This window comes from Bradyrhizobium sp. LeoB3 (assembly GCF_055456055.1).
The window spans coordinates 1-22026 of sequence record NZ_JBVBEF010000117.1 but is presented as its reverse complement, the minus strand read 5'-3'; the positions used below and the strand labels follow the sequence as shown (position 1 = coordinate 22026).

General features: G+C 62.1%; 17 protein-coding genes. 8 read left to right on the top strand and 9 right to left on the bottom strand.

What is annotated here, in order from left to right:
* Positions 1 to 158 precede the first annotated feature (158 nt).
* Entirely contained in the window at positions 159 to 1076 is a 918-nt protein-coding gene (locus tag ACZXDY_RS39580; RefSeq protein WP_464349230.1) for a PaaI family thioesterase, read from the top strand.
* An 8-nt stretch (positions 1077 to 1084) separates the two neighbouring features.
* Here ACZXDY_RS39580 and ACZXDY_RS39575 read toward each other — a convergent pair whose 3' ends face one another.
* The 3 genes from ACZXDY_RS39575 to ACZXDY_RS39565 are packed head-to-tail and all read right to left on the bottom strand — an operon-like array spanning position 1085 to position 4286.
* The gene (locus ACZXDY_RS39575) at positions 1085 to 1990 is read right to left on the bottom strand and encodes an efflux RND transporter periplasmic adaptor subunit (protein WP_464349229.1); all 906 of its coding nucleotides are present in this window, start codon (positions 1988 to 1990) and stop codon (positions 1085 to 1087) included.
* A gap of 20 nt (positions 1991 to 2010) precedes the next feature.
* Positions 2011 to 2208, bottom strand: coding sequence for a DUF1656 domain-containing protein (locus ACZXDY_RS39570; RefSeq protein WP_028166147.1), 198 nt, complete (start codon positions 2206 to 2208; stop codon positions 2011 to 2013).
* Positions 2205 to 4286, bottom strand: a complete 2082-nt coding sequence (locus tag ACZXDY_RS39565; RefSeq protein WP_464349228.1) for an FUSC family protein — start codon at positions 4284 to 4286, stop codon at positions 2205 to 2207. The genes ACZXDY_RS39570 and ACZXDY_RS39565 overlap by 4 nt, the downstream gene beginning before the upstream one ends.
* On the opposite strand from ACZXDY_RS39565, the gene ACZXDY_RS39560 reads away from it, so the two are divergent.
* Together ACZXDY_RS39560 and ACZXDY_RS39555 are read left to right on the top strand one after the other, a co-directional pair.
* Positions 4273 to 4446, top strand: coding sequence for a hypothetical protein (locus tag ACZXDY_RS39560; protein ID WP_196237349.1), 174 nt, complete (start codon positions 4273 to 4275; stop codon positions 4444 to 4446). The genes ACZXDY_RS39565 and ACZXDY_RS39560 overlap by 14 nt on opposite strands.
* Before the next feature lie 1419 nt (positions 4447 to 5865).
* Positions 5866 to 6423 carry a hypothetical protein gene (locus tag ACZXDY_RS39555; protein ID WP_464349227.1) on the top strand — a complete coding sequence of 186 codons (558 nt, stop codon included), beginning with the start codon at positions 5866 to 5868 and terminating at the stop codon, positions 6421 to 6423.
* A gap of 827 nt (positions 6424 to 7250) precedes the next feature.
* Here ACZXDY_RS39555 and ACZXDY_RS39550 read toward each other — a convergent pair.
* On the bottom strand, positions 7251 to 8831 hold the full coding sequence (locus ACZXDY_RS39550) for an MDR family MFS transporter (RefSeq protein ID WP_464349226.1): 1581 nt from the start codon (positions 8829 to 8831) through the stop codon (positions 7251 to 7253).
* Positions 8832 to 8990: 159 nt separating this feature from the next.
* On the bottom strand, positions 8991 to 9506 hold the full coding sequence (locus ACZXDY_RS39545) for a YcgN family cysteine cluster protein (RefSeq protein ID WP_028166150.1): 516 nt from the start codon (positions 9504 to 9506) through the stop codon (positions 8991 to 8993).
* Between the two features lie 295 nt (positions 9507 to 9801).
* Here ACZXDY_RS39545 and ACZXDY_RS39540 point away from each other — a divergent pair, with 295 nt between their 5' ends.
* The 3 genes from ACZXDY_RS39540 to ACZXDY_RS39530 are packed head-to-tail and all read left to right on the top strand — an operon-like array spanning position 9802 to position 13305.
* A complete protein-coding gene (locus tag ACZXDY_RS39540) occupies positions 9802 to 12072 on the top strand; it encodes a transglycosylase domain-containing protein (protein WP_464349225.1) in 2271 nt (756 codons plus the stop codon).
* Positions 12073 to 12112: 40 nt separating this feature from the next.
* Positions 12113 to 12691 carry a DUF1214 domain-containing protein gene (locus ACZXDY_RS39535; RefSeq protein WP_028166152.1) on the top strand — a complete coding sequence of 193 codons (579 nt, stop codon included), beginning with the start codon at positions 12113 to 12115 and terminating at the stop codon, positions 12689 to 12691.
* Positions 12688 to 13305: a DUF1254 domain-containing protein gene (locus tag ACZXDY_RS39530; RefSeq protein WP_464349224.1), complete on the top strand. Its 618-nt coding sequence runs from the start codon at positions 12688 to 12690 to the stop codon at positions 13303 to 13305. Before ACZXDY_RS39535 ends, ACZXDY_RS39530 begins: the two co-directional genes overlap by 4 nt.
* On the opposite strand, the gene ACZXDY_RS39525 is transcribed toward ACZXDY_RS39530, so the two are convergent.
* The 4 genes from ACZXDY_RS39525 to ACZXDY_RS39510 all read right to left on the bottom strand — a co-directional run bounded on the left by ACZXDY_RS39525 (position 13302) and on the right by ACZXDY_RS39510 (position 19501).
* Positions 13302 to 14081 (bottom strand): hypothetical protein, encoded by a 780-nt coding sequence (locus tag ACZXDY_RS39525; RefSeq protein WP_464349231.1) that lies wholly within the window; start codon positions 14079 to 14081, stop codon positions 13302 to 13304. The genes ACZXDY_RS39530 and ACZXDY_RS39525 overlap by 4 nt on opposite strands.
* Before the next feature lie 16 nt (positions 14082 to 14097).
* Entirely contained in the window at positions 14098 to 14298 is a 201-nt protein-coding gene (locus ACZXDY_RS39520; RefSeq protein WP_080663886.1) for a hypothetical protein, read from the bottom strand.
* 674 nt (positions 14299 to 14972) lie between these two features.
* A complete protein-coding gene (locus ACZXDY_RS39515; RefSeq protein WP_464349223.1) occupies positions 14973 to 17480 on the bottom strand; it encodes an arylsulfatase in 2508 nt (835 codons plus the stop codon).
* A 272-nt stretch (positions 17481 to 17752) separates the two neighbouring features.
* Positions 17753 to 19501: an adenylate/guanylate cyclase domain-containing protein gene (locus ACZXDY_RS39510; RefSeq protein ID WP_464349222.1), complete on the bottom strand. Its 1749-nt coding sequence runs from the start codon at positions 19499 to 19501 to the stop codon at positions 17753 to 17755.
* A gap of 83 nt (positions 19502 to 19584) precedes the next feature.
* Here ACZXDY_RS39510 and ACZXDY_RS39505 point away from each other — a divergent pair, with 83 nt between their 5' ends.
* Both ACZXDY_RS39505 and ACZXDY_RS39500 read left to right on the top strand, forming a co-directional pair.
* Positions 19585 to 19821 carry a helix-turn-helix domain-containing protein gene (locus tag ACZXDY_RS39505; RefSeq protein ID WP_464349221.1) on the top strand — a complete coding sequence of 79 codons (237 nt, stop codon included), beginning with the start codon at positions 19585 to 19587 and terminating at the stop codon, positions 19819 to 19821.
* 888 nt (positions 19822 to 20709) lie between these two features.
* A complete protein-coding gene (locus ACZXDY_RS39500; protein WP_464349220.1) occupies positions 20710 to 21141 on the top strand; it encodes a hypothetical protein in 432 nt (143 codons plus the stop codon).
* Positions 21142 to 22026 lie beyond the last annotated feature (885 nt).

The window sequence follows — 22026 nt, the reverse complement described above, 5'->3', positions numbered from 1 at the left end:
CAACAGACCTGAACGAAACGAGAATTGTGTTACCCATGTCGTCGGTTTGAACTGTTACCCATGTCGCCGGTTGCTCACAACACCCGCCGAGGACACCTGATCGCCAGCCGACCGCGAAAATTTTTGCCCCCTTCGCCGCGGTGGTTTAAGACGTCGGCATGTCCGAGACATCGACGTTCAATACGCCCCTACCGTTCGACGAGCTGGCGGAAGCCATCAAACGGCGCCGCTCCACTTATGGACAGATCAGCGGCCTGCAGCTCGATCGCGCCGCGCCCGGTGAAGCCTGGTCACGCCTGCCCTATCGGCCGGTCTTTGTCGGCGACACGCAGACGGGTGTTCTGCATGGCGGCGTGGTCACGGCCATGCTCGACGAGACCTGCGGCATGGCCGTGCAGCTCGCGCTGGACGGCACGCGCGCGATCGCCACGCTCGACCTGCGCATCGATTACCAGAAGCCCGCGACACCTGGGCTCGATATCAATGCACATTCGATCTGCTATCGCGTCACCCGCTCCATCGCCTTTGTGCGCGCGACCGCCTACCAGGATGCCGAAGACGATCCGGTCGCCACCGCGACCGCCTGCTTCATGGTCGGCGCCAACCGCACCAACATGCTGTTCGACAAGGCGCGCCATGATGGCGAGCTGCCCGTGCTCGAAGCACCTGACGATCCCACCGGCCCCTTCGCAAACAGCCCGTTCGCGCGCTGTCTCGGCATCCGACTCAGTGAGGATGGCACGCTGGTGATGCCTTTCTCGCCGAAGATCATCGGCAACCCACTGCTGCCCGCCATTCATGGCGGCATGACCGGCGCATTCCTCGAGACCGCCGCGGTCGTGGGCGTGACGCGCGAGCTCGGCGTTTCGGCACCGCCGAAGCCGATTGGCCTGACCATCAACTATCTCCGCTCCGGCCGCGCACTCGACAGCCACGCCAAGGTTTCCATCGTCAAGCAGGGCCGGCGCGTCGTCGCTTTCGAGGCGCAGGCCTGGCAGGATGACCCGACTAAGCCGATCGCCTCGGCGTTTGGTCATTTCATGCTGCGGCGATCACCTGGCCTGGATGAGGAATAGCCCCCCAACTATTTGCTCGAAACCGAAACCGCGGCATCGGGTTGAGGGCCCGGCGACGTGACCTGCAGCGTCGCGGTCATTCCGGCACTCAACGTGATGCCTTCCGGCACGTAATCGATCGCGATGCGAACGGGAATCCGCTGGGCCAGGCGGACCCAACTGAAGGTCGGGTTGACGTTGGCGATCAGATCCGTGCCGATGACGTTTTCCCGATCCGTGATGGCACGGGCGACGCTTTCGACATGACCCTTCAGTGGCGCGTCGTACCCGAGCAATCGGATCGAAACGGCGTCTCCCAGGTTGATGAAGCGCAGCTTCGTTTCTTCGAAATAGCCGGCGATGTAGAAGGAATCCTGGTCCACGACGGCAAGGACCGGTTTTCCGGCCGTGACATAGTCGCCGCGGTTGAGAAGCAGATTGGTGACATGGCCGTTAACGGGCGACCGCACGTTGGTTCGTGCGAGGTTGAGCTTGGCGACGCCGACCTGCGCCACCGCCTGATCGTAAGCGGCGCGGGCCTCCAGCGTGGCGCTTCGCGCCTGATTGAGCGCTTCGACGGAGATCGCGGCGGCACTGAGCTTCTCGCGGCGATCTTGTTCCTCCTGCCGCTCGTCAAGCGTCGCCTTGGCTCCCGCGGCTGTGGCCTCCGCCTCCTCGAGCGCGAGCTGATAGCGCGCCGGGTCGACGACGAAAAGAATGTCTCCGATCTTGACCTGCTGGTTGTCCTTGACGCGCAGGTCGATGACGGCACCCGCGACATCGGGAGCGACGTTGACGACGTTCGCCCGCACCCGACCATCACGCGTCCACGGCGTGTCCTCGTACAGCCGCCACAACCACCATCCTGCAACGATCGCCGCCGCGACGGCCGCGATCGTAACCGCATATTGTGCGAAACGCCCGAGACTCGGCATGCCAACAGCTCACCAATGGCTCACATGCTCACGCCGACGACCAATGTGAGCAGAATGAGGTAGAGCGCCGTATTGAACAGCGCCGGATGCCAGACGACACGATAGAGGCCAATCCGGTCAAATACGAGCCGCATCAGCACCCAGATGACCGCGGCCACTCCCATATAGGCAAGGAACGGAGAGAGATAGACGCCACCCAGGTTGATCTCCTTGATCATGCGGTTGCCGCCTCGCCGACTGACCGCGATGCAAGGCGCCGATCGCCAAGGAAGAAGCGCTCATGCTGCTCGATGGTGGTCTGGATCCCATAGAGCGCATCAGCAACGATCTGGAGATCGTCCTCGACCGAGAGCGCACGATGGCGCGCCTGTTCGAGCAGCGGTGCGGGAGACGCCGAGGCATGTCCGGACAGGGTTGCCCGAAACGCGGCGGACAGGTCGCTCAACGCGCCCTCGATCGAGCGCGCCACATCGCCCGGCACATGCGGCAGTTCCCGTCGCAGGACAAGGATGTTCAGCCCGACGCGAAGCGCGGCAAAGCCGCTCTGCACCGATTGGCCATAGCGCGGCGATTCAGGGTCGAGCTGCGCCAACAGCGCATTGATGCGATCGAACGTCCGGCTCTCATACGCAGCACGCGTCTGCGGCGTTGCAGCTGTGGCAACGCGGGCCAGATCGCGCAACAAGCCGTGGATCAGACGGGTGGCCGCCACTTCTCGACCGAACGGACGGAACAACGCCAGCGAGACCGCGCCGAAGCCGATGCCGACCAAATAGCCTAGCGCGTTGTTGGCGAACGCCTCGAAGTCATAGGTCATCTGGTTGGAAATGCCGATCAGGCCGCCCGCGCCGAAGATCACGGGCATCACCATCGGAACGGCCTGAGGTATCGTGAGCAGCAACCCACAGACAAGGTAGAACGGCGCAAGCGCGACCACCAGCGCGGCAAACGTATTGAGCGTCGGCAACAGCACAAACAGGTAGGCCGCGGCGATGACGGCGCCGACAACCGTCATCCGAAAAAACATCGCCGCGCCCGCGGCCGGGTTGTCACGCGCACCCATGATCGCGCACATGATGCCGGCGAAGGTGACGGCGGTCGCACCATTGGGCCATGCCGAATAGATCCAGAACAGACTGGACAAGACGATCGTCAACGCAGCGACAACGCCGCCGGTCAACGCGAGCGCTGGCTCGCGATAGGGCTGAAAGGACGGCGCGGCTTCGCGCTCCGGGGGCAGCACTCCCAAGCCGATATGAGTCCGGATCCAGACCGCATCGCGCCAGATATCGATGATGTCCTGCAACCGCAGCAAGATGTTGCGCGTCAGGAAGGCGTTCGGTGTGCTTTCAAGCTCCTGCCGCGACGGCTGTGCGGCGTCGATCTCGGCCTGGATTCTCGCCCCATGACCTGCTTCCCGCCGCGATTCATCCGGCGTCGCGGATCCTGTCCAGGCGGCGATATGCGCCGTCGTCGCCTGCAGAAGCGGCCGCAGCCGCTCGACTCGCTGCGGGTCGCGTTGCCGCAGCAGCAATATCCGGTCATGAACCGAGACGAGATGCGCCAGCAGCGATAGCAGCTTCGCTTCGAACAGGCGGACCAGACTGTCCATCGCCCTGACCGCCGGCGTATCCAGATTGGCGAACACGCGTAACTGCTCCAGACCTACGACGGCAGCGACCATGCGGCGCCGGTCCATCTGAATTTCGGCCTCGACCGGTTCAGCCGACAGCCTGTCTCCCGCCCAGCGCGCCATCGTCGACAGCGTCGATGACAGCGCATCAACCAGCGCGGCGCCTGCTCGTTGCGGAAACACGAGGTGGTGGACCACCGTTGCGCAGGCGATTCCGAGGATGATTTCCAGGCAACGCGCCACGGCAAAGTCAAAGGCGGTCTCCGGAGCGAGCGCTGCCGGCAGGCCGATGATGGCGGCCGAATAGCCGGAGAGCATGCCGACATAGGCCTGCGGTGCGTCGCGCAGATAAATGGAAACGGCTGTGCCCGCACCGATCCAGAGCGCGAGCGCAAGGCAAAATAGCTCTGGCGCATTGGAGAAGAGCGCGACCAGGACCAGCGATACGACCGCACCGATCACCGTCCCGAGCACCCTGTAGAGCGATTTGGCGAGCACCATTCCCGCGAGCGGCTGGGATACAACGTAGACCGTGGTGACGCTCCAGCTCGGTTGCGACAAGTCCAATTGAAATGCGATGTACAGCGCCAGCACGGCAGCGGCGAAGGACTTGAGCGAGAACAGCCAGTCCCGCCAGGAAAATCCGCGGATGATCGCGATCATGCTCCCCACCCGTGAGGCGGCCTTCGACACGGCCGTGCGACCTCGCATTCTCAAAGCAGATCAGGCGGCCAAGTTCCCGCTGTTCGCGGTGATCGTGACGCATTCAGCGCCCGGGTGCTCGCATGCCCGACCGCTCCAATCAGTTTGGCAATGCATCTGACCCCGCCGCGAGCCCCCAAAGGCCAATGCGCGTCCATGTCAAATTGCCTAGAGATTTCAACGTGGCTCGCGGTCACATATTCGCGGCCCGCCTCAGCGGCCCAATTGAACAGGCCCGAGGCCGCGCGGCGCATGTGGCGGGCATTGGCGACCGACGCCTTGCTGCCGGGATACCGGCCAGCGACGATATCATCCGAGAGTGTGGCGATATCGCGCTTGGTGACCGTGCTCGCGGCCATCTTGCCGAGGCGCGGGCTGATAAACCGCCGCAGATGGCATCGCGGCCGAGCTGCGGCGCATCATTGGCGAGCCTGCAATGAAGGCCGTTGATCACGACGAGCTGCGGCTCGCGGCTTGATCAGCGGAAATGGGCGGTGACCGCCCATTTTAGCAGCGCCCGGTCAGTACATCCGCTGGCCGCGCTTTTCTTTTGAAACACGCTGAAACGCGCCATCTGCCCGCTGGTGCGTTAACGCAACAGGGAGACAGCTCTCCCGTCAGGTTTTTCCGTCAACGACTTCGGTTAGCACGGACCTGTTTGGTTGTATCTCGCCATCCAACCATTCTTGCTCCTTGGCTAACGCCAGTCCATGCGTTTAAAGCGCTTATACGCCGCTTTATCTTTCGCCCGCTCCGCCATCTCGGCGCAGTTCTGCGCGTTATCCCTAAATACATCGGACTGCTTCGGTTTCATTACCGCACCTATCAACAGACGAAAAAAAAATGGCCCCCGGCTAGGGGCCATTTTCCGTTAGTCGTCCCAGTAATGGTGACGCCTGATGATTACGTCACGGTCGCCATAGCGATGATACCATCCGCGATGCCAGCCACGGTCATACCCATAGAACCCAGCACGGGGTCCGTAATAATCATGGTCGCGATAGTAGTCTCGGTCGCTGCCGATCCGAACACTAAAACCCTGAGCGCTTGCGACTGTAGGGGCCGCAACAGCGATGGTTGCTAACGCGGCGAGAACGTAAGAAAGCTTTCTCATGGTTCGTCTCCTCTCGTTAGTTACAACTGACAAGAAAACGAACGGCTGGCCGTGGAGTTTCGGGAACTGTGTCGGAACTTTTTTGAATGGATGTTCAGCAACATTGCGCAACCAGCCGCCAACTGCGGCCTTACTCGTTTGCAGGACGTCCCGATAATTCAATCGGAGCGCGCCCCGACGTGCTGCGGCGGCACCCTCAGGATTTCGAGCGGCGGAGATGGTTGCGGCGGCCCCGGCGCCGGCCATGATTTCGTTCTGCCACCCGATGATATCGCTCTCGAACCAGACGCGCCGGTTCGGAGAGATGTAGCGTGGCGCTCCATAGTAGCCTATGGTTGTGTGCGCGAAAGATGCGCGCACTATTTGTAGCTACTGCACTTTCTGTATGAACGACCGATGTTCACCTCACAGGAGCGGAGCCGCAAAATGCAAATCGACGGAGGCTACATCCAATGCTTCGTAGATATCGGGGGCACAGGTCCCAATAATTCATCCTATAGCGACCACCAAATCTACACGTGGGAGGTTGGGAAAAGCCCACAGATCACCACTGGATTACAGAAGTTCGTCGGTAGGTGGTTTATCACCGGAAGTGGAAACCTAGTTGCCGACAACGGAGTGGGGACGATCAACAGGGCTCACTGGTACAGAATAGTACAGCCCGAGCCTGCGCCCTTGAATGTTCGGCTTTCAGGCAACGAGATCATCGTGGGTAGCGACGGTGCGCCGATGGCCGCTCCAAATGCGCGTCACCTTTGGCAGCAACTCACGATTAGCGGGCAACCACAAACACCGGGTTCGAGCAAGGACCCAGAGGCGGGTCTACAGCTGCCGACTATTCAATGGACGACTGATCACGTCTCTCCATTTTGGGAACAGACCAAGGAGAAGCAGAAGCATCCAACGATCTCCGGGCCGATGCAGCCGAATACCTATCCGATAATAACCAGCGTGGTGTGGCGCATCGAATTCTATTTCGGTTGATTGGCGACATCGTCCACAGCGCGCGCCGCCTTTGTGTGCAGAACGGTATATAAATTTAGAGCGATTTGAAAAACTGCAAATACGCTCGCAGGGCGCGGTCGCGCGGACCCCGCGGCTTCGGCACCCTCCAAAGGACCCTGACGACCGATTGCGGACCTGCTAACTGAAGCGTATGGCGCGCGCCCACTTCCGCAAGGCGTAGGCCGTCACTGCCTGCGCACTTACGTCGAGCACCGAGCACGTCTTCAGAGATGCTCTACTTGCATTGCAGGTCAGCCGCAGCATCCATTCTTCGAGGGGTCGTTGTAGCTTGGAGTGTCATGGTAGTGCATCAATGGCTGAGGCCCTGCGTAGGCCCGCGCTGGAAGGCTGATGTGCTGCGGCGCTGTGCGGACGTGGCGATGCTCCGTGGCGAAGGCCATCGGGGTTGTCGCTAACACCGACAGAAAAGTTGCCGCTGCGAAAACTGAAAGACGAGACATTTGGACACTCCTTTGTTTGCGTTGAGCAACGATTGCGGAGTGAACTGAAGTGGAACTTAAGGGCTTGAGTTCAGCCCCTGAATGCCAGACAGTCCTTATTACCGTCTGGCATCCGTTTTTATTCCCGCTGCTTGCGAGTTTGGGGGCCAAGAAGGTCCCGGACGAACTACTTCTTCTATCGCCATCAAGCGCCTTGGCGTTTTCATACAGCCAAGACCGTAAGCGGCAGGTTTTGTAATCCCATAGACATTCGTAGCAAGGACGCGCGCACGGTGCGTCCTTGGGCTTTCAGGACGGAATACGTCGTCCACGAAAGCACGGGCGGGCCGCGAAGGCCCGATCCGCCTACTCCGCCACTTCCACCTGGCGCGTGGTCGGGCCTGCGAGCGGCCGCTCTTCCATGATGGTGATGCACAGCGCAGCCGTTGCGAGCAGCACGGCGGCGGCGCCGAAGACGAAGCGGAAGGCGTTGGTCATGTCGGCGACCGGGATCGAGCTCACCTCGCCATGATGTTCGCCGGCAAGCGAGATGTCGGCGCCGAGCGCCATCAGCAGGATCGCGGCGAACGCCGCCACCGCGAACGAGGCCATCAGCGCGCGGAAGAAATTCATCGCACCGGTCACGGTGCCGACCTGCGAGCGCGCCACCGCATTCTGCAGCGAGACCACGCTGACCGGAAACGTCGTGCCGAGGCCGAGCGCGAACACCGACATCAGCGTGAGCAGCCCCCACAGCGGCAGCGTGGTCATCGACATCGCCACGCCGCAGAGGGCGGCGACCGAGGTGCCGACGATCGCGACGCGCTTGTAATGCTTGGCACGCGCCATGGTCCGGCCGGCAATCGCCGCGCCGCATGTCGAGACCGCGGCAAGCGGGATCAGCGCCAGCCCGGCCTCGCTGGCGCTGAGGTGATAGACCACCTCATAGTAGAGCGGCAAATGCACCGTCAGCCCGACGATCGCGCCGAGCGCGCAACTGCCCGCGACGATCGCGAAAGGAACGACTGTTCCGCTCAGGAGCGACAGCGGCAGGAACGGCTCGTCCGCCCTGCCCGCGTGCCACACGAAGGTAGCGGCGAGCGCAAACGACGCGCCGATCATCGCCATGATCACCGGCGACAGCCAGGCAAAATGGTTGCCGCCCCAGGTCAACACCAGCATGAACACGACCGCGGAGGCCATCAACAGGATGCCGCCAAGCCAGTCGACCTTGCGCCTGCGGTGGAACACCGGGATCTTGCCCATCTTCGGCAACAGCAGCGCCAGTGCAGCAAACGACAGCGGCAGGTTGATCCAGAAGATCATCGACCAGTGCAGATGCTCGGCGAACACGCCGCCGATCACCGGACCCGCGATGCCGCCGGCCATCCAGACGCTGCTGAAATAGGCCTGGTACTGGCCGCGCTCGCGCGGGCTGACCACGTCCGAGATCACGGTCTGCACGACCGGCATGATGCCGCCGCCGCCGAGCCCCTGCAGGCCGCGCGCCAGGATCAATATCGGCATGTTGGGCGCGATCGCGCACAGGATCGAACCAACGACGAACAGGCTGAGCGAGGTGATGATCATGGCGCGGCGGCCATAGATGTCGCTCAGCGTGCCGAATACCGGCGCGACCGCGGTCGACGCCAAGAGGTAGGCCGTGATTACCCAGGACAGGTTGGAGACGTCGCCGAACTGGCGGCCGATGGTCGGCAGCGCCGTCGCGACGATGGTCTGGTCGAGCGCCGCCAGGAACATCGTCAGCATCAGGCTGATCACGATGGTGCGGACTTCGTCCGGGGCCAGCGGAGCCGGCGGCGCCAAGGGTGGCGCGTCGGCGAGGTCGATCACCTCGGTCGGCAGGCGGGACAGCTCTTCGGCTACGTCTGCAGGCAATGTCTGTCGGTCGGCAGGTTCACGGCTCTGCCGTTCGAACTTGTTCATCTCGGGCGCAATTTCTCGCTGCAGCGCAACGCCGCAATGGAATCGTTCTATGAATTTCAATCTAGGCAGCAAATGTCTGCTGAGGCAGGCGGCTCAGCGCATGGGCGCATTCCGAGGCCGCGTCATCCCAATGACGTGAGTTGCGCCTTGGATGAGACGCTACGATTTCGGCCGGTTTTTCAGCCGCGCCCGCTTCGGCAACAGCGCCGGCCACCGCACGATGTGGTCCTCGAGCTCGGCGTCTGGGATCTCGTCCTCGGTTCCCTGCACCCGGCCGCGCACGGAGACGCCGGCCTCGTGCACGGTGTTCGGGTCGCCGGAAATCAGCGGATGCCACCAATAGAGATCGCGCCCCTCCGCGACCAGTTTGTAGCCGCAGCTCGGCGGCAGCCAATTGAGGCTACGGACATTCTCGGGCGTCAGCCGGACGCAGTCCGGAACCTTGTCGGACCTGTTCGGATAGTCCTTGCAGGCGCAGCGCCCCGCATCCAGGAGTTTGCAGGAGACGTGGGTGAAGTAGATCTTCCCGGTGTCCTCGTCCTCGAGCTTCTCCAGGCAGCAACGCCCGCAGCCGTCGCACAGGCTTTCCCATTCGACATTGGACATTTGCTCCAACGTCTTGGTTTTCCAGAAAAATCCCTCCTGGTTCGAGGCACGTTTGGGTGGTGCGGTCATGGACATCGAAGAATTTGGTTTAACTCGGCTCGCACCCCATCTAGGGGCGGCAGTGGCAGGCGCGCAAGCGGGCTCATCTAAAGGCGGCCGAACGAGTTCACAAACAGGTTCAGCCTGACATTAAAATCGCAAGCAACACCATTGGTTTATAGCCTCCGCTCAGATAGAAACAACAACCGAGTCTCCCAGGTGACGCGAACAGCGCCTTGGGTTTGCCGCAACATGGAATCAAGACGCTCGACCGGTGCCCAAATGGATGGGCACGTGAGCGGTTTCTAAACGAGCAAGGGCCCCGGTGCGCCAGATCCTACCGCCGCAGTGGACGACCAAGCTCCGGAACTTCTTTCTGGACCTGGATGCGCGCATCGACTCCACGCTGTTCTCCTCCGCCAGGGGACTGCGTGAGCTTTATGAGCGCTATTCCACCTTCATGGACCGCTTCTATGTCGGCCGCTGGAAGCGCTGGGTGCTCATCGAGCCGCTGTCGGAAGCCGCCACCATGGGGCTCGGCGGCATGGTCGTGCTGCTGGCGCTGGCGATCCCGGCGTTCCGCGAAACCGCCGATGACGACTGGCTGAAGAAGTCCGATCTCGCGGTGAGCTTCCTCGACCGTTACGGCAATCCGATCGGCAGCCGCGGCATCAAGCATAACGACTCGATCCCGCTGGAAGACTTTCCGGACGTTCTGATCAAGGCCACCCTCGCCACCGAGGACCGCCGCTTTTACGACCATTTCGGCATCGACATCGCCGGCACCGCCCGCGCGCTTGTCACCAACGCGCAGGCCGGCGGCGTGCGCCAGGGCGGCTCCTCGATCACGCAGCAGCTTGCCAAGAACCTGTTCCTGAACAACGAGCGCACCATCGAGCGCAAGATCAAGGAAGCATTCCTGGCGATCTGGCTCGAGCACCGCCTCAGCAAGAACGAGATCCTGAAGCTCTATCTCGACCGCGCCTATATGGGCGGCGGCACCTTCGGCGTCGACGGCGCGGCGCATTTCTACTTCAACAAGTCGGCGCGCGACGTCAATCTGGCGGAATCCGCGATGCTCGCCGGCCTGTTCAAGGCACCGACCAAATACGCACCGCATATCAACCTGCCGGCGGCGCGCGCCCGCGCCAACGTCGTGCTCGATAACCTCGTCGATGCCGGCTTCATGACCGAGGGCCAGGTGTTCGGCGCCCGCCGCAATCCCGCGGTTGCGGTCGACCGGCGCGACGAGAATTCGCCGAACTACTATCTCGACTGGGCGTTCGACGAGATGCGCAGGCTCGTGGACACCTTCCCGAAATCCTACACCGAGCGCGTGTTCGTGGTCCGTACCGCCATCGACATGAACGTACAGCGCGCCGCCGAGGAGGCGATCGAGAACCAGCTTCGTCAGTTCGGCCGCGACTATCACGCGACCCAGGCGGCGACCGTGGTCGCCGATCTCGACGGCGGCGTGCGCGCGATGGTCGGCGGCCGCGACTATGGCGCCAGTCAGTTCAACCGCGCCACCGACGCCTACCGGCAGCCCGGCTCGTCGTTCAAACCCTATGTCTACACCACGGCGCTCCTGAACGGGTTCACGCCGAACTCGAAGATCGTCGACGGCCCAGTGTGCATCGGCAATTGGTGCCCGCAGAACTATGGCCACTCCTATTCCGGCTCGGTGACGCTGACGCAGGCGATCACGCGCTCGATCAACGTCGTGCCGGTGAAACTCTCGATCGCCCTCGGTGGCAAGGAAGGCCCGAAGGCCGGCCGCGCCAAGATCGTCGAAGTGGCCCGTCGTTTCGGCCTCAAGGCGCCGCTGCCGGATACGCCTTCGCTGCCGATCGGCTCCGACGAGGTCACCGTGGTCGAGCATGCGGTCGCCTACGCGACGTTCCCGAACAGGGGCCGGTCCGTCACGCCGCATTCGGTGCTGGAAGTCCGCACCGGCGCCGGCGACCTCGTCTGGCGCTGGGATCGCGACGGTCCGCAGCCGCGGCAGGCGATCCCGGCCTCCGTTGCCGCCGACATGGCGGGGATGATGAGCCACGTGGTGAGCGAAGGCACCGCCCGCCGCGCCGCGCTCGATGGTATTCCGACCGCCGGCAAGACCGGCACCACCAACGCTTATCGTGACGCCTGGTTCGTCGGCTACACCGGCAACTTCACCTGCGCGGTCTGGTACGGCAATGACGACTACTCGCCAACCAATCGTATGACCGGCGGCTCGCTGCCGGCACAGACTTGGCACGACATCATGGTCGCCGCGCATCAGGGCGTCGAGGTCCGGGAAATTCCCGGCATCGGCATGGGCCAGAAACTGCCGAAGGAGCCGGCGGCGCAGGCGAATGCCGCGCCCAAGATACTCGAGACCAAGCCCGGTCCGCCGCCAGTGCTGACCAAGCGCGGCGCCGATATCCTGGTGCGGGTCGAGAAAATGCTCGACGATGCGGCCAGGACATTGGGCAAGACGTCGTCCAACGCGCCGGCGCAGCCGGACAAGCCGTCGTCCAGCGCACTGGCCTTCCCCGAGAATTACATCACGGCGGCCGGCGATCAGGCGGCGCCACCGACGCCGCGCAAGAACTAGAGCATGATCCGGCCAGTGATCGCTTCGGAGCTGTAAGGCCGTGCGGCTGATCCTCATCACCTTGCTCGCGCTGATCGTTGCCGCCGGGATCGGGCTCGGCTCGACTTACGTCGCCGCGACGCGCGGCACCAATATCGGCACGCTGAAGATCGGCGCATGGACCGCGCGGCCGCGGAACGGCACATCCGACATCGACCCCTACAACCGCGCGATCATCGCCCGCTCGGGCGAATTGCCTGTTGGCACCGGCGACGGCATCGGCTTCACCGCCACCACCGACGACAACAAGAAACCGCTCGACGGACGCTGCGACGTCGTCGTCAGCGGCGTCACCCCGCCGGCGCGGTTCTGGACGCTGACGCTGTTCGACAACAAGGGCCGTCTGGTGGCGAATTCGCTGCAGCGCTACGGCTTCACCAGCCAGGAGATCATCCGCGCATCCGATGGCACCTTCGAGATCCGCATCGCCTCGCGCTCGCGCGCCGGCAACTGGCTGCCGACGGGCGGCATCGAGCGTTACGCGCTGATGCTGCGGCTCTACGATACGCCGGTCGGGGTGGCGACGCGGACCCAGCGCGACGCGCCGATGCCGACGATTTCGACGGTGGGCTGCCCATGATCCGCCTCGCCTTCACGATCATCGCAGGCGTGCTGCTGGGCGGCGTGGTGCACCTCGTCAGCGTGCTGGCCCTGCCGCGGATCGCCTCGCAGGATGCCTATTCGCGGTTGACGCCGATCACGCAGCTCAACGCGGTCACACCACTGCCATCAGCGGATCCCGGCAATTCGCTGATGCCGTTCATGGACCCGGCATTCGCGATGGCGATCTGCCGCTACGATCTCTCGACGGGGCCGATCAAGCTGACGGTGCCGGTGAGCCAGGCCTATACCTCGGTGTCGTTCTACACTCGCAACGAGCTCGCCTATTACGCCATCAACGACCGCTCCGCCGGCAAGAAGGTGATCGAGCTCGATTTGATGACCGAGGCACAGCACAACGAGCTGCCGGAGGATGAGGACGTCACCGCCGCCGACCGACTGATCATCGATTCCCCGACCACGACCGGCCTGATCCTCCTGAAGGCGCTGGCGGCCGAGCCCGGCCTGATGCCGCAGGCCCAGGCCTCGCTCGCGGCCGCAAGCTGCAAGGTGCAGACCTGGCCGCCGGCACCGAAGCAGGCCGAAATCCCGCTCCCCGCCCCTGCGCCCGCGGCACGGCCGTCGAAACGTTAGCCCTTCACGACCGTGGCGTGCCCGATCACCGGCGGCTGTGCGGCGACTGGCGGATTGGCGGTCAGCACGGCAAGCTCGCCGATCAGGCGGTCGGCATCGGCCGCGACGTTATCGGGCGCCTGGATCACCAACCGCTCCAGCGCCCAGCGATAGGACGAGATCCGCCGCTCCAGGCATTGCTGGACCCACTGCACGATCAGCGTGTTCTCCTCCATCCGCGCGATCGCGTCAGCCCGCTCACGCGGCGACAGGTCCGACACCATGCCGAGGCTGGCATTGCGCTTGCGGTCGAGCTCGATGACGCGCCAGGCGGTGGCAAAGAACGGATCGAAGCGTGTGATGTCGTCGCGCACGTCGTCGATCAGCTGCATGTAGCGGGAAGTGTGCGCGCGGTGGGGCTCATCGATCAGCGCCCGCCCGTAAGCGGTGCGGTCGAACACCACCTTCTGTCGCCATGGCGATGGCAGCGGCTGATAATCGCCGAACACGCTCTTCCAGGCCGGCCGCGAATGTGGCGGCTCGATCAGGGGATAGGCGAGATCGCGGAGCTGGCGCTCGTTCTCGGTAAGCTGGAACTGCGAGGGCCTCATGCCGATGCTGCCGGTCGCTTCCGCGCCGAGCCAGCGGTGCATGTCGTCGTTGCGGAAGTCGGCGCGGGTGCGACCGAAATCACCGCCGCTGCAGCCGCCGAGCGCCGTGCCGATCAGCAGCAGCGCCACTACCGGGCGTGCGCGACGGCGTCCCGTGCTCCGGCTCGGAAGATCCCCCTTCCGCATCTCAAACGTCCAATCGTCAGGTGCGCCGACGACGACGGCGACGAGGCGCTGCACCTTCTGCCGGCCCGCGTCCACCGTCGCTCTGCTCGGTTACGCGCTCAATCCGGATAACGGGAAGGATCAGAACAGTCCCCATGCCATCGCTTGCAGCGCCACCCATGACCGCGCCCAGCCGTCGCGAAGCCGCATCCGCCGGAAACTCAATGATGGTGCCCATTTCTGTTCTCTCTGCCTGCCGCGCGGCGATGATTTGCGAGGCGACGTCCGGATTAAGAACCGCACGTGGTTAACGACCTCTTAATCGGAGCCGCCGGTCGATTACCGATGTGGCGAGTGTGCCTTATTCGCCAGATCGCTTCCGTCAGATAGTTCACATTTTAACGGATGCCTTCACGGCTCGTTTTCCTTAACCGGCTCTTATCTGTAAGTGGTTGATTCAACTTGCGTCCGGTCTCGCCTCACAACGGAGAGACTGATGACTGTCCCGCAAGGACTATTTCGTCGGCTGCCCATTCGACATCGGCAAGCCGGCGACCGAGATGGCCTACAATTTCGGCCTGCCTGCCCGCACTGGCGAGATCGCCGAGCTGTGCAATCGGAACGGCACGGCTTGGGCCTGCCACTCCGAACCCGACAACGCCTGCTGCGGCCACGCCGCGCGCCGTAACATGCCGCTGCGACACTTGGAGGGTGTTCATGCGGCCCGCTAAACCCGCGCCGCAGATCAGGGTGCGTATAAGGTCCGCCGTGCCCCCGATAGCAGCGCAACAGCAGACCTCAATAGAAGTCCGAGTTGGGCCAAAAGGCGACAGCAGAACTTCTTGGTCAGTTGAACGTGAGGTTCGGGCCGTGTCGTGTCTAAGGGCACGGCCTGCACGCATGCCGGTCCGATCAATCGGCTTTGGCTTTCTCCTGCATCGCCGCCTGCAATTTCTTGATGTCGGCGGGCGAGAGTTGCGGGCGATCGACCTTGATCGTCAGCTTGTTGAGCTTGGCCGTCAGCGGGAACGGCGGCTTGTAGTCGGCATCGTTCACGCCGGTGAGCGTGTCGGAGCCGATGTCGAAGCTCTCGTCCCACTGCAGGATCATCGGCAGCGTCTTCTCCATCTTCTTCGTGGCGACCTCCTTGCCGTCCACTTTCAGCGTGCCGGTACCGGGTTGGGCGAGACCGCTGAAGTTGTTGTACTCCAGTGTCTCGACGCCGATGCCGTCATATTTGAAGCCGAACTCGACCGTGTGCCGGCCCGGCGACACCGCATCCGGGCCTTCCCACTTGATCCGTTCGAGGTCGACCATGTTCCACAAGAACACCGGCTTGCCCTTCAACAGGTAGAAGCCGTAACCGGCGAACCGCCCGCCCGAGGTCAGGATCATGCCCTCGGCACCCCCCTGCGGCACGTCGATATCCGCGGTGATCGTGTAGGAGGTATTGAGCAGTAGCGGCGAGTCCCCCTGCGGCAGTCCCGTCATCGGCCGCGTGTACACAAACTCCTTGCGGCCGGCGGTGATGTTCGGCCGCGGGGCGATTATGCGCGCCGCGACCGACGCATCCAGCGGGAAGACTTGATACTTCTTGGCCTCGGCGATGAACATCTCTTTCATCTCCTTGACCTTCTCCGGGTTCGTGGCCGCGATGTCATCGGACTGGCTGAAGTCCTTGTTGAGGTCATAGAGCTGCAGGATCTGGTTGTTCAACGGATCCAGATTGGCTGGCCCGAACGCCTGCCAGGGCGCGCGATTGACCTTGGTGCTCAGCATCCAGCCGTCGTGGTAGAGCGCCCACTGGCCCATCATCTCGAAATATTGCGTCTGGTGGCGCGACGGCACCTTGGCGTTCGGCCCATCGAACGAGTAGGCAAAGCTCGTGCCCTCGATCGGCGCCTGCTTGATGCCGTCCACATAATCCGGGGCCTGAATGCCGGCGGCCTCGAGGATCGTCGGCACGACATCGATCACGTGGACGAATTGCTCGCGCAAGGAACCCTTGTCCTTGACGCGCGCCGGCCACGACACCACCATGTTCTGGTTGATGCCGCCGAGCCTGGAGGCGTTCTGCTTGAACCAGTCGAACGGCGTGTCAAACGCCCACGACCAGCCGGCCGACATGTGGTTGTAGGTCTGCTCGGTGCCCCAGACGTCATAGAACTTCATCTGCACGTCGACGGGAAGCTCGTTCAAGCCGTTGAAGAAGGCCACTTCGTTTGGCGTGCCCAGCGGGCCGCCCTCGGCGCTGGTGCCGTTATCGCCATTGATGTAGATGACAAGCGTGTTGTCGAGCCGGCCAAGATCCTGGAAGTGCTGGATCACGCGGCCAATCTCGTGGTCATTATAAGCGGCGTAGGCGGCGAAGACCTCGACCTGCCTGATGAACAGTTTCTTTTCCTCCGCGCTCAGCTGGTCCCATGGCTTCAGGACCTCGCTGGGCCAGGGCGTCAGCTTGGTGTCCTTCGGGATCACGCCAAGCCGCTTCTGGTTCTCCAAGATGCGCTCGCGCACCTTCTCGTAGCCATCGTCGAACAGGTGCATCGCGCTGATCTTGTCCACCCACTCCCTGGTCGGGTGGTGCGGCGCGTGCGTGGCGCCGGGGGCGTATTTGATGAAGATCGGTTTGCTCGGATCGGTCTGGTGTATCCGCGTCATCCAGTCGATGGCTTCATCGGCCATCGCGGTGACCAGGTTCCAGGTGCCAGGCGGCTTGCCCAGGAACGGATAGATCTGCGTCGTATTGCGGAAGAGGTTGGGCTCCCACTGATTGGCATCGCCGCCGACGAAGCCGTAGAAGTACTCAAACCCCATGCCGGTTGGCCATTGGTCGAACGGGCCGACTTGGCTGGCCGCGAACGCCGGCGTGTTGTGATCCTTGCCAAACCACGACGTGGCGTAGCCGTTGTCGAGCAGGATCCGTCCAATCGTCGCCTTGTCCTTGCCGATAATGCTGTTGTAGCCCGGGAAGCCGGTTGACTGCTCCGAGATAACGCCGAAACCCGCCGAATGGTGATTGCGCCCGGTGATCAGCGCCGCACGGGTCGGCGAGCACAGCGCCGTGGAGAAGACGCGGTTGTAGCGCAGGCCCTCGTTTGCGATCCGGTCCATCGTCGGCGTCGGGATCACACCGCCGAAAGTGCTTGGCACACCGAACCCCGCATCATCAGTGATGATCAGCAGAACGTTGGGAGCGCTCTGTGGCGGAACAATGCGTGGCGCCCACCAGGGTTTGGATTGCAACGCATCATCTTTGATGATGCCGCCAAACTTCGGATCGGGAGCTGGAAGCTGTTTGCCGTCTATTGTCGCGGTGGCGCTGGGTGATCCCAAATCGCCTGTGACCTGCTGAGCTGAGGCCGAGAGACAGCCTAGCGTGAGGAGAGCTGCTGTGGCCGCAAGAAAGTCGCGTTTCATAATTCCGGCCCTCCGCTTGCAGTAAGGCATCAGGATCGGCCCCGAGTGGACGTTTCCTTTGACTTAGATCAAGGGTGGTAGCGAATGCATTGTCTCCGGGATGCTCGCTACATTTGGGTCAATCGCGCCGGTTTGCCCCGCAGCCCGAGACTTCCGGTCTACCCCCAACTGCGGACATGTCTCCGCGCTGCGCAACTGTCGCGAAGGGCCAATTCCGGACTCATGCGCCGCAGAAGAGTGCCGCTATTCGATCACTCGTGGACATTACAGCGCTACTCGGGCAACCCCGCTTTGCGAAAACCCTCAATCATCAGCTTCGCATTTATTGATAGCCTGCTCCGAGCGATCCACGCCGATATTGTGAAAGCGGGGTCGAACTTGAGAACACCAGCTGCCGCTTCACGGGCCTCAGCGTCGCGTCCGAGATGGGCGAAAGCGGACGCGAGGCAGCTGTATGGTCCTGGATAGGAAGGGTTCTGACGCAGGGCTTTCTTCCCTGCAACGATGGCCTCATCAAAGCGACGAAGCTCAATCAAGGCAAATCCCATCCCTGTTAACGTTGTGAATTGTTGCGGGTCCACCGGGCTCATTCGCATGGCGCGCTCAAAGCTCCGGATCGCTTCCTTCGGCTGCCCCGCAACCTTGTAGACCCAGCCTCTGCGGTTCCATGCGTAATACGAATTTGGGTTGAGCGCGACCGCCCGATCGGCCATCTCGATCTCAGCCCCACAATCGCCGACCAACACAGCCGAGACTAATGCTGCCGTTGCTAACGTCTTTGAATCATCATCGTGGAGGCTCAATGCCAAGCGCATCAGCCGAACGGCTTCCTTGCGTTCGAATTGCGGGTCTATCGCATAGCTCCTAACCACGTTTTCCATATGACAGGCAGCTGCCAAAACTGCCGCATCAGCAAACCCAGGGTCAAGCTCCAAGGCACGCTGGGCTAGTCGAAGTGCCTCGGCAAAACTTTCGCGGGTCGATCGGCGGGCTTCCTGGATAGCCCGGAGATGAAGATCATATGCAGTGAGGTCTTCCGGTCGCCGCCGCGCCGTCAATGCAATTTCTGCTCGAAACAACTTTGGCTGAATAGCTGTGACAACGGCGAGCGCGACTTCGTCCTGCAAAGCGAAAATATCCGTCATGTCACGCTCGAACTTGTCCGCCCAAATGTGCGCGCCCGTGGTCGCTTCAATCAACTGGCCCGTGATACGAACTTTGCCCGACACCTTGCGCACCGCCCCCTGAAGGACATAGCGCACGCCAAGCCTGCGCCCGACTTCCTTGATGTCGACGGCTTTGCCCTTGAAGGTGAAACTCGAATTGCGAGCGATCACGAACAACCATTTGAACCGCGAAAGCGCGGTCGTGATCTCCTCAACCATCCCGTCTGCGAAGTACTCCTGCTCGGGATCGCCAGACATGTTCGCGAACGGCAGTACGGCAATGGAGGGCTTGTCCGGGAGGGCAGGGGCCGCTCTTAGCCTCTCGGTCAGCGCGCTGTACGCTCCCATGCGTACAGCAAAAGCGCGGACCGGTTTGGAGATGTTCTTGAGCTGCTGTTCGCCCCGGTCCTCGAAGTCAACGTCCAGCTTACCCTCGACCTCGCTGTACACTTTTTCGGAAATCAGGATGCCGCCTGGATCGGCAGTCCCCTCCAGCCGGACAGCAATATTGATCTCGTCGCCATAGAGTTCTCCGTCCTGCCCAACGATAACGTCACCAAGGTTGAGCCCGACGCGTAACCTCAGGGGACTGCTGCCCGAGGCGAGATGATCCTGCATCTCGACCGCGCACCTCATGGCGGCTAACGCACTCGCGAACTCGACGAGCACGCCATCACCCGTTGTCTTGATAAGTCGTCCTTCGTGGCGGGAGAGGCTAGGCTCGATCAGTTCTCGTTTGAGCCGCTCGAACTCGGCGTACGTCGCTTCCTCAGCGCGTTGCATCAACGCTGAGTAACCGACGACGTCGGCGGCCAGGATCGCCGCTAGTCGCCTTTGAACCCGCTGCTCGGCCACAGCGCCCTCCGAACGACCAGATTGACCACGCCGCTGGAACAAGGAGCAGCGTAGCACTTAATTGCGCACGTGTGAGCGGAAAATTGCAGGAAAGTCCCAAATTGCACGGCACCTTCAAGAAGAGCACGGGCCTCACGCCGCATCGCTGGCTGGTGCAGCGCCGCCTCGAACGCGCCCAGGACCTGTTGCTGTGGTCGACGCTGTCTCTGGCGCAAATCGCGCTGGATTGCGGCTTCTCCGAGCAGAGCCACCTCACGAGGACCTTCACCCGCCTGGTCGGCACCAGCCCCGGCGAATGGCGACGGCAGAGGCGGCGGTGAATGGAACCGTAGCCCGGATGAGCGACTTGTCCGCCATAGCCCGAAGGGCGACGGCGGAAGCGATATCCGGGTTTTCAGTCCCGCATGTCGCTATCGCTCATGCGGGCTACGCTCGCTGATCATCGGAACCGTCACCGTTAGGCTTGGCATCGCTCGATCAATAAATGCCTCGTCGTGACCCGCCTTCGTCGTTGCTCGCACGACAAGGCGCGTCAGTTCGCGTTGCTCCTCTAGCCTCGCTTCTCGAACTTTATAGGCGCCCATCGTACCGACCCACGCTTCCAGCTTCGATGCCGAATTGTTTTAGGCAACGCCTTGAAGGTCTGCAACGGGTCACCAGCGGCAATGCTGAGGGTGGTCGTAAGATGTCCGCTTTCGTCAGAACCTGACATCCACGACTTTGTGAGTACACGCCCTAAACGACATCAATATTCTTTGGGCATCTTCCACATAGACTTCGCACCTAGCGAGACCGAAAGCCTTCTGGCGCGCTCGTCGGCACCATTTTCGCGAGGGCATCAGAAAGGAAGGAGCGGCATGACCGACGAACAGGCTCGCGCCTCATTCACTCGAAGGGATGGAAGGCGAGCATCGTCAAGTGAGCCCTGGCACGGACTACATATCGATAGCGCTTCGTGATTAGCGCCGGCCGCGTTGTTGATGATTTCGGACCCAAAAAATTTATGCCCAGCCGGCGAGTTCACACCGAGGAAAAGGCGGCGCTTTGCATCTCTATTTATGATCTATTTATTGTCGACTGGTTGTGACCGAATAATAGACTCTAGCGGTACGCGAGCGCCAGACTCACGAACCTTCAGCACTAGTTGTTTTGCGTTACAACCCTGTAATGCGCTTTACGCATCCTCCTCACGAAACGGAGCGGAGCGCATGACAACTCTTTTCCCCATCACCATCGAGGTAGAGGAGCCAAAGGTAGGTGCAGTGTTGCGCCTGCTTCACCACACAGAAGGCGTGGCGAGGTTTCACCTCGACTTCGATAAGCTGAAGGCACCTCGCGGCGCGGCTAAGAGAAATGGAGGAGAGGACGAGCGACACGCTCCACCTCGGCCGCCGCAAAAATCCATCATTATCACCGCCCTGATGGGCGGGCCTCAGAGTATCGACGTGCTTAAACTCGCAATCGAGAGACATGGGCACAGGGCCGGCAATGCCGTCGATACCGCCCTCACCGCTCTGCGCCGTCAAGGCATCACCGAGTCCGCCGGCCATGGAATGCATCAACTGACCCAGAAGGCACGGGAGCAGCTTGAGGCGCATCAGCGTGAGCAGCAGCAGGGCAACAGTCACGCACACGCATGAGCGCTCCCGCAGTTCTCTCGCCAAAGGATTTGCTCGAATTAGGATGCTGGGCCGAACACGATGACGGCTCGCTGCTCCTTGTTGGGAGCAGCGAGAGCGAGGGCGTGGCTTACTGGTTGTTCGATGTGGCGGAGACGCCGCCGATCATACGTCGCTGTGCGTTGCCGAGAGCAAAGTTCGAGAAGGTGTTTGCTAACAAGGGCGATCTCCTTTGGATGTGGCGGCATATGCAGACGCCGTTTCCATGGGATCGCCTCATCAAGGCCGTCAACCGGCCGTGGTGGAGCGCCGCCAAGATTTCCGCGCCATGTCCACAAAATCCCATGGCGATGGAAAGACGCGGGGGCGGACAGAGCACTGTCCGTTCCCGCGTTCTCTAAGCCCCGAGAGCTGCATCTGCGGCTCTTCTTTGCGCTCCGACGATGCTACCTACCTTTGATCACTGAGCTTCTCGCCTCTCAGCATCGTCCGCTAGCTTTTGCCATTGGTCGGCGAGGCGCTGCCACGACCCCTTGTCAAGTGGGCTGACGGATCGCTCCGCCTGCTCGCGGCAAGCCGCAGCTCTCTCACGGTAGTAGGCTGAATCCTCCCGAACCATATTCGCTCAATGCGTGAGTCCAGCGAAAGTTCGAGCCGAAAGATGTGCCCCCGGCGCGAGCGTGAGCACCGGCGCGCCGAGGGCTTTGTTCCCTCTCAGCCGACCGGGATAAGGGGCTGGGGGTGATCAGCGAGAGGTCGCACGAGCAGTAAACCACAACTTGAGCGCGGACATCAGTGCACATTGTGCCGCGCCTACAAAGAACTTCGGCCTAGGTCGTGTGGACTCTTGGGATTCTCAAATCAGATGGAACGTGATTCAAGGCTTTCTTTTAGGAGGAAGCCTTG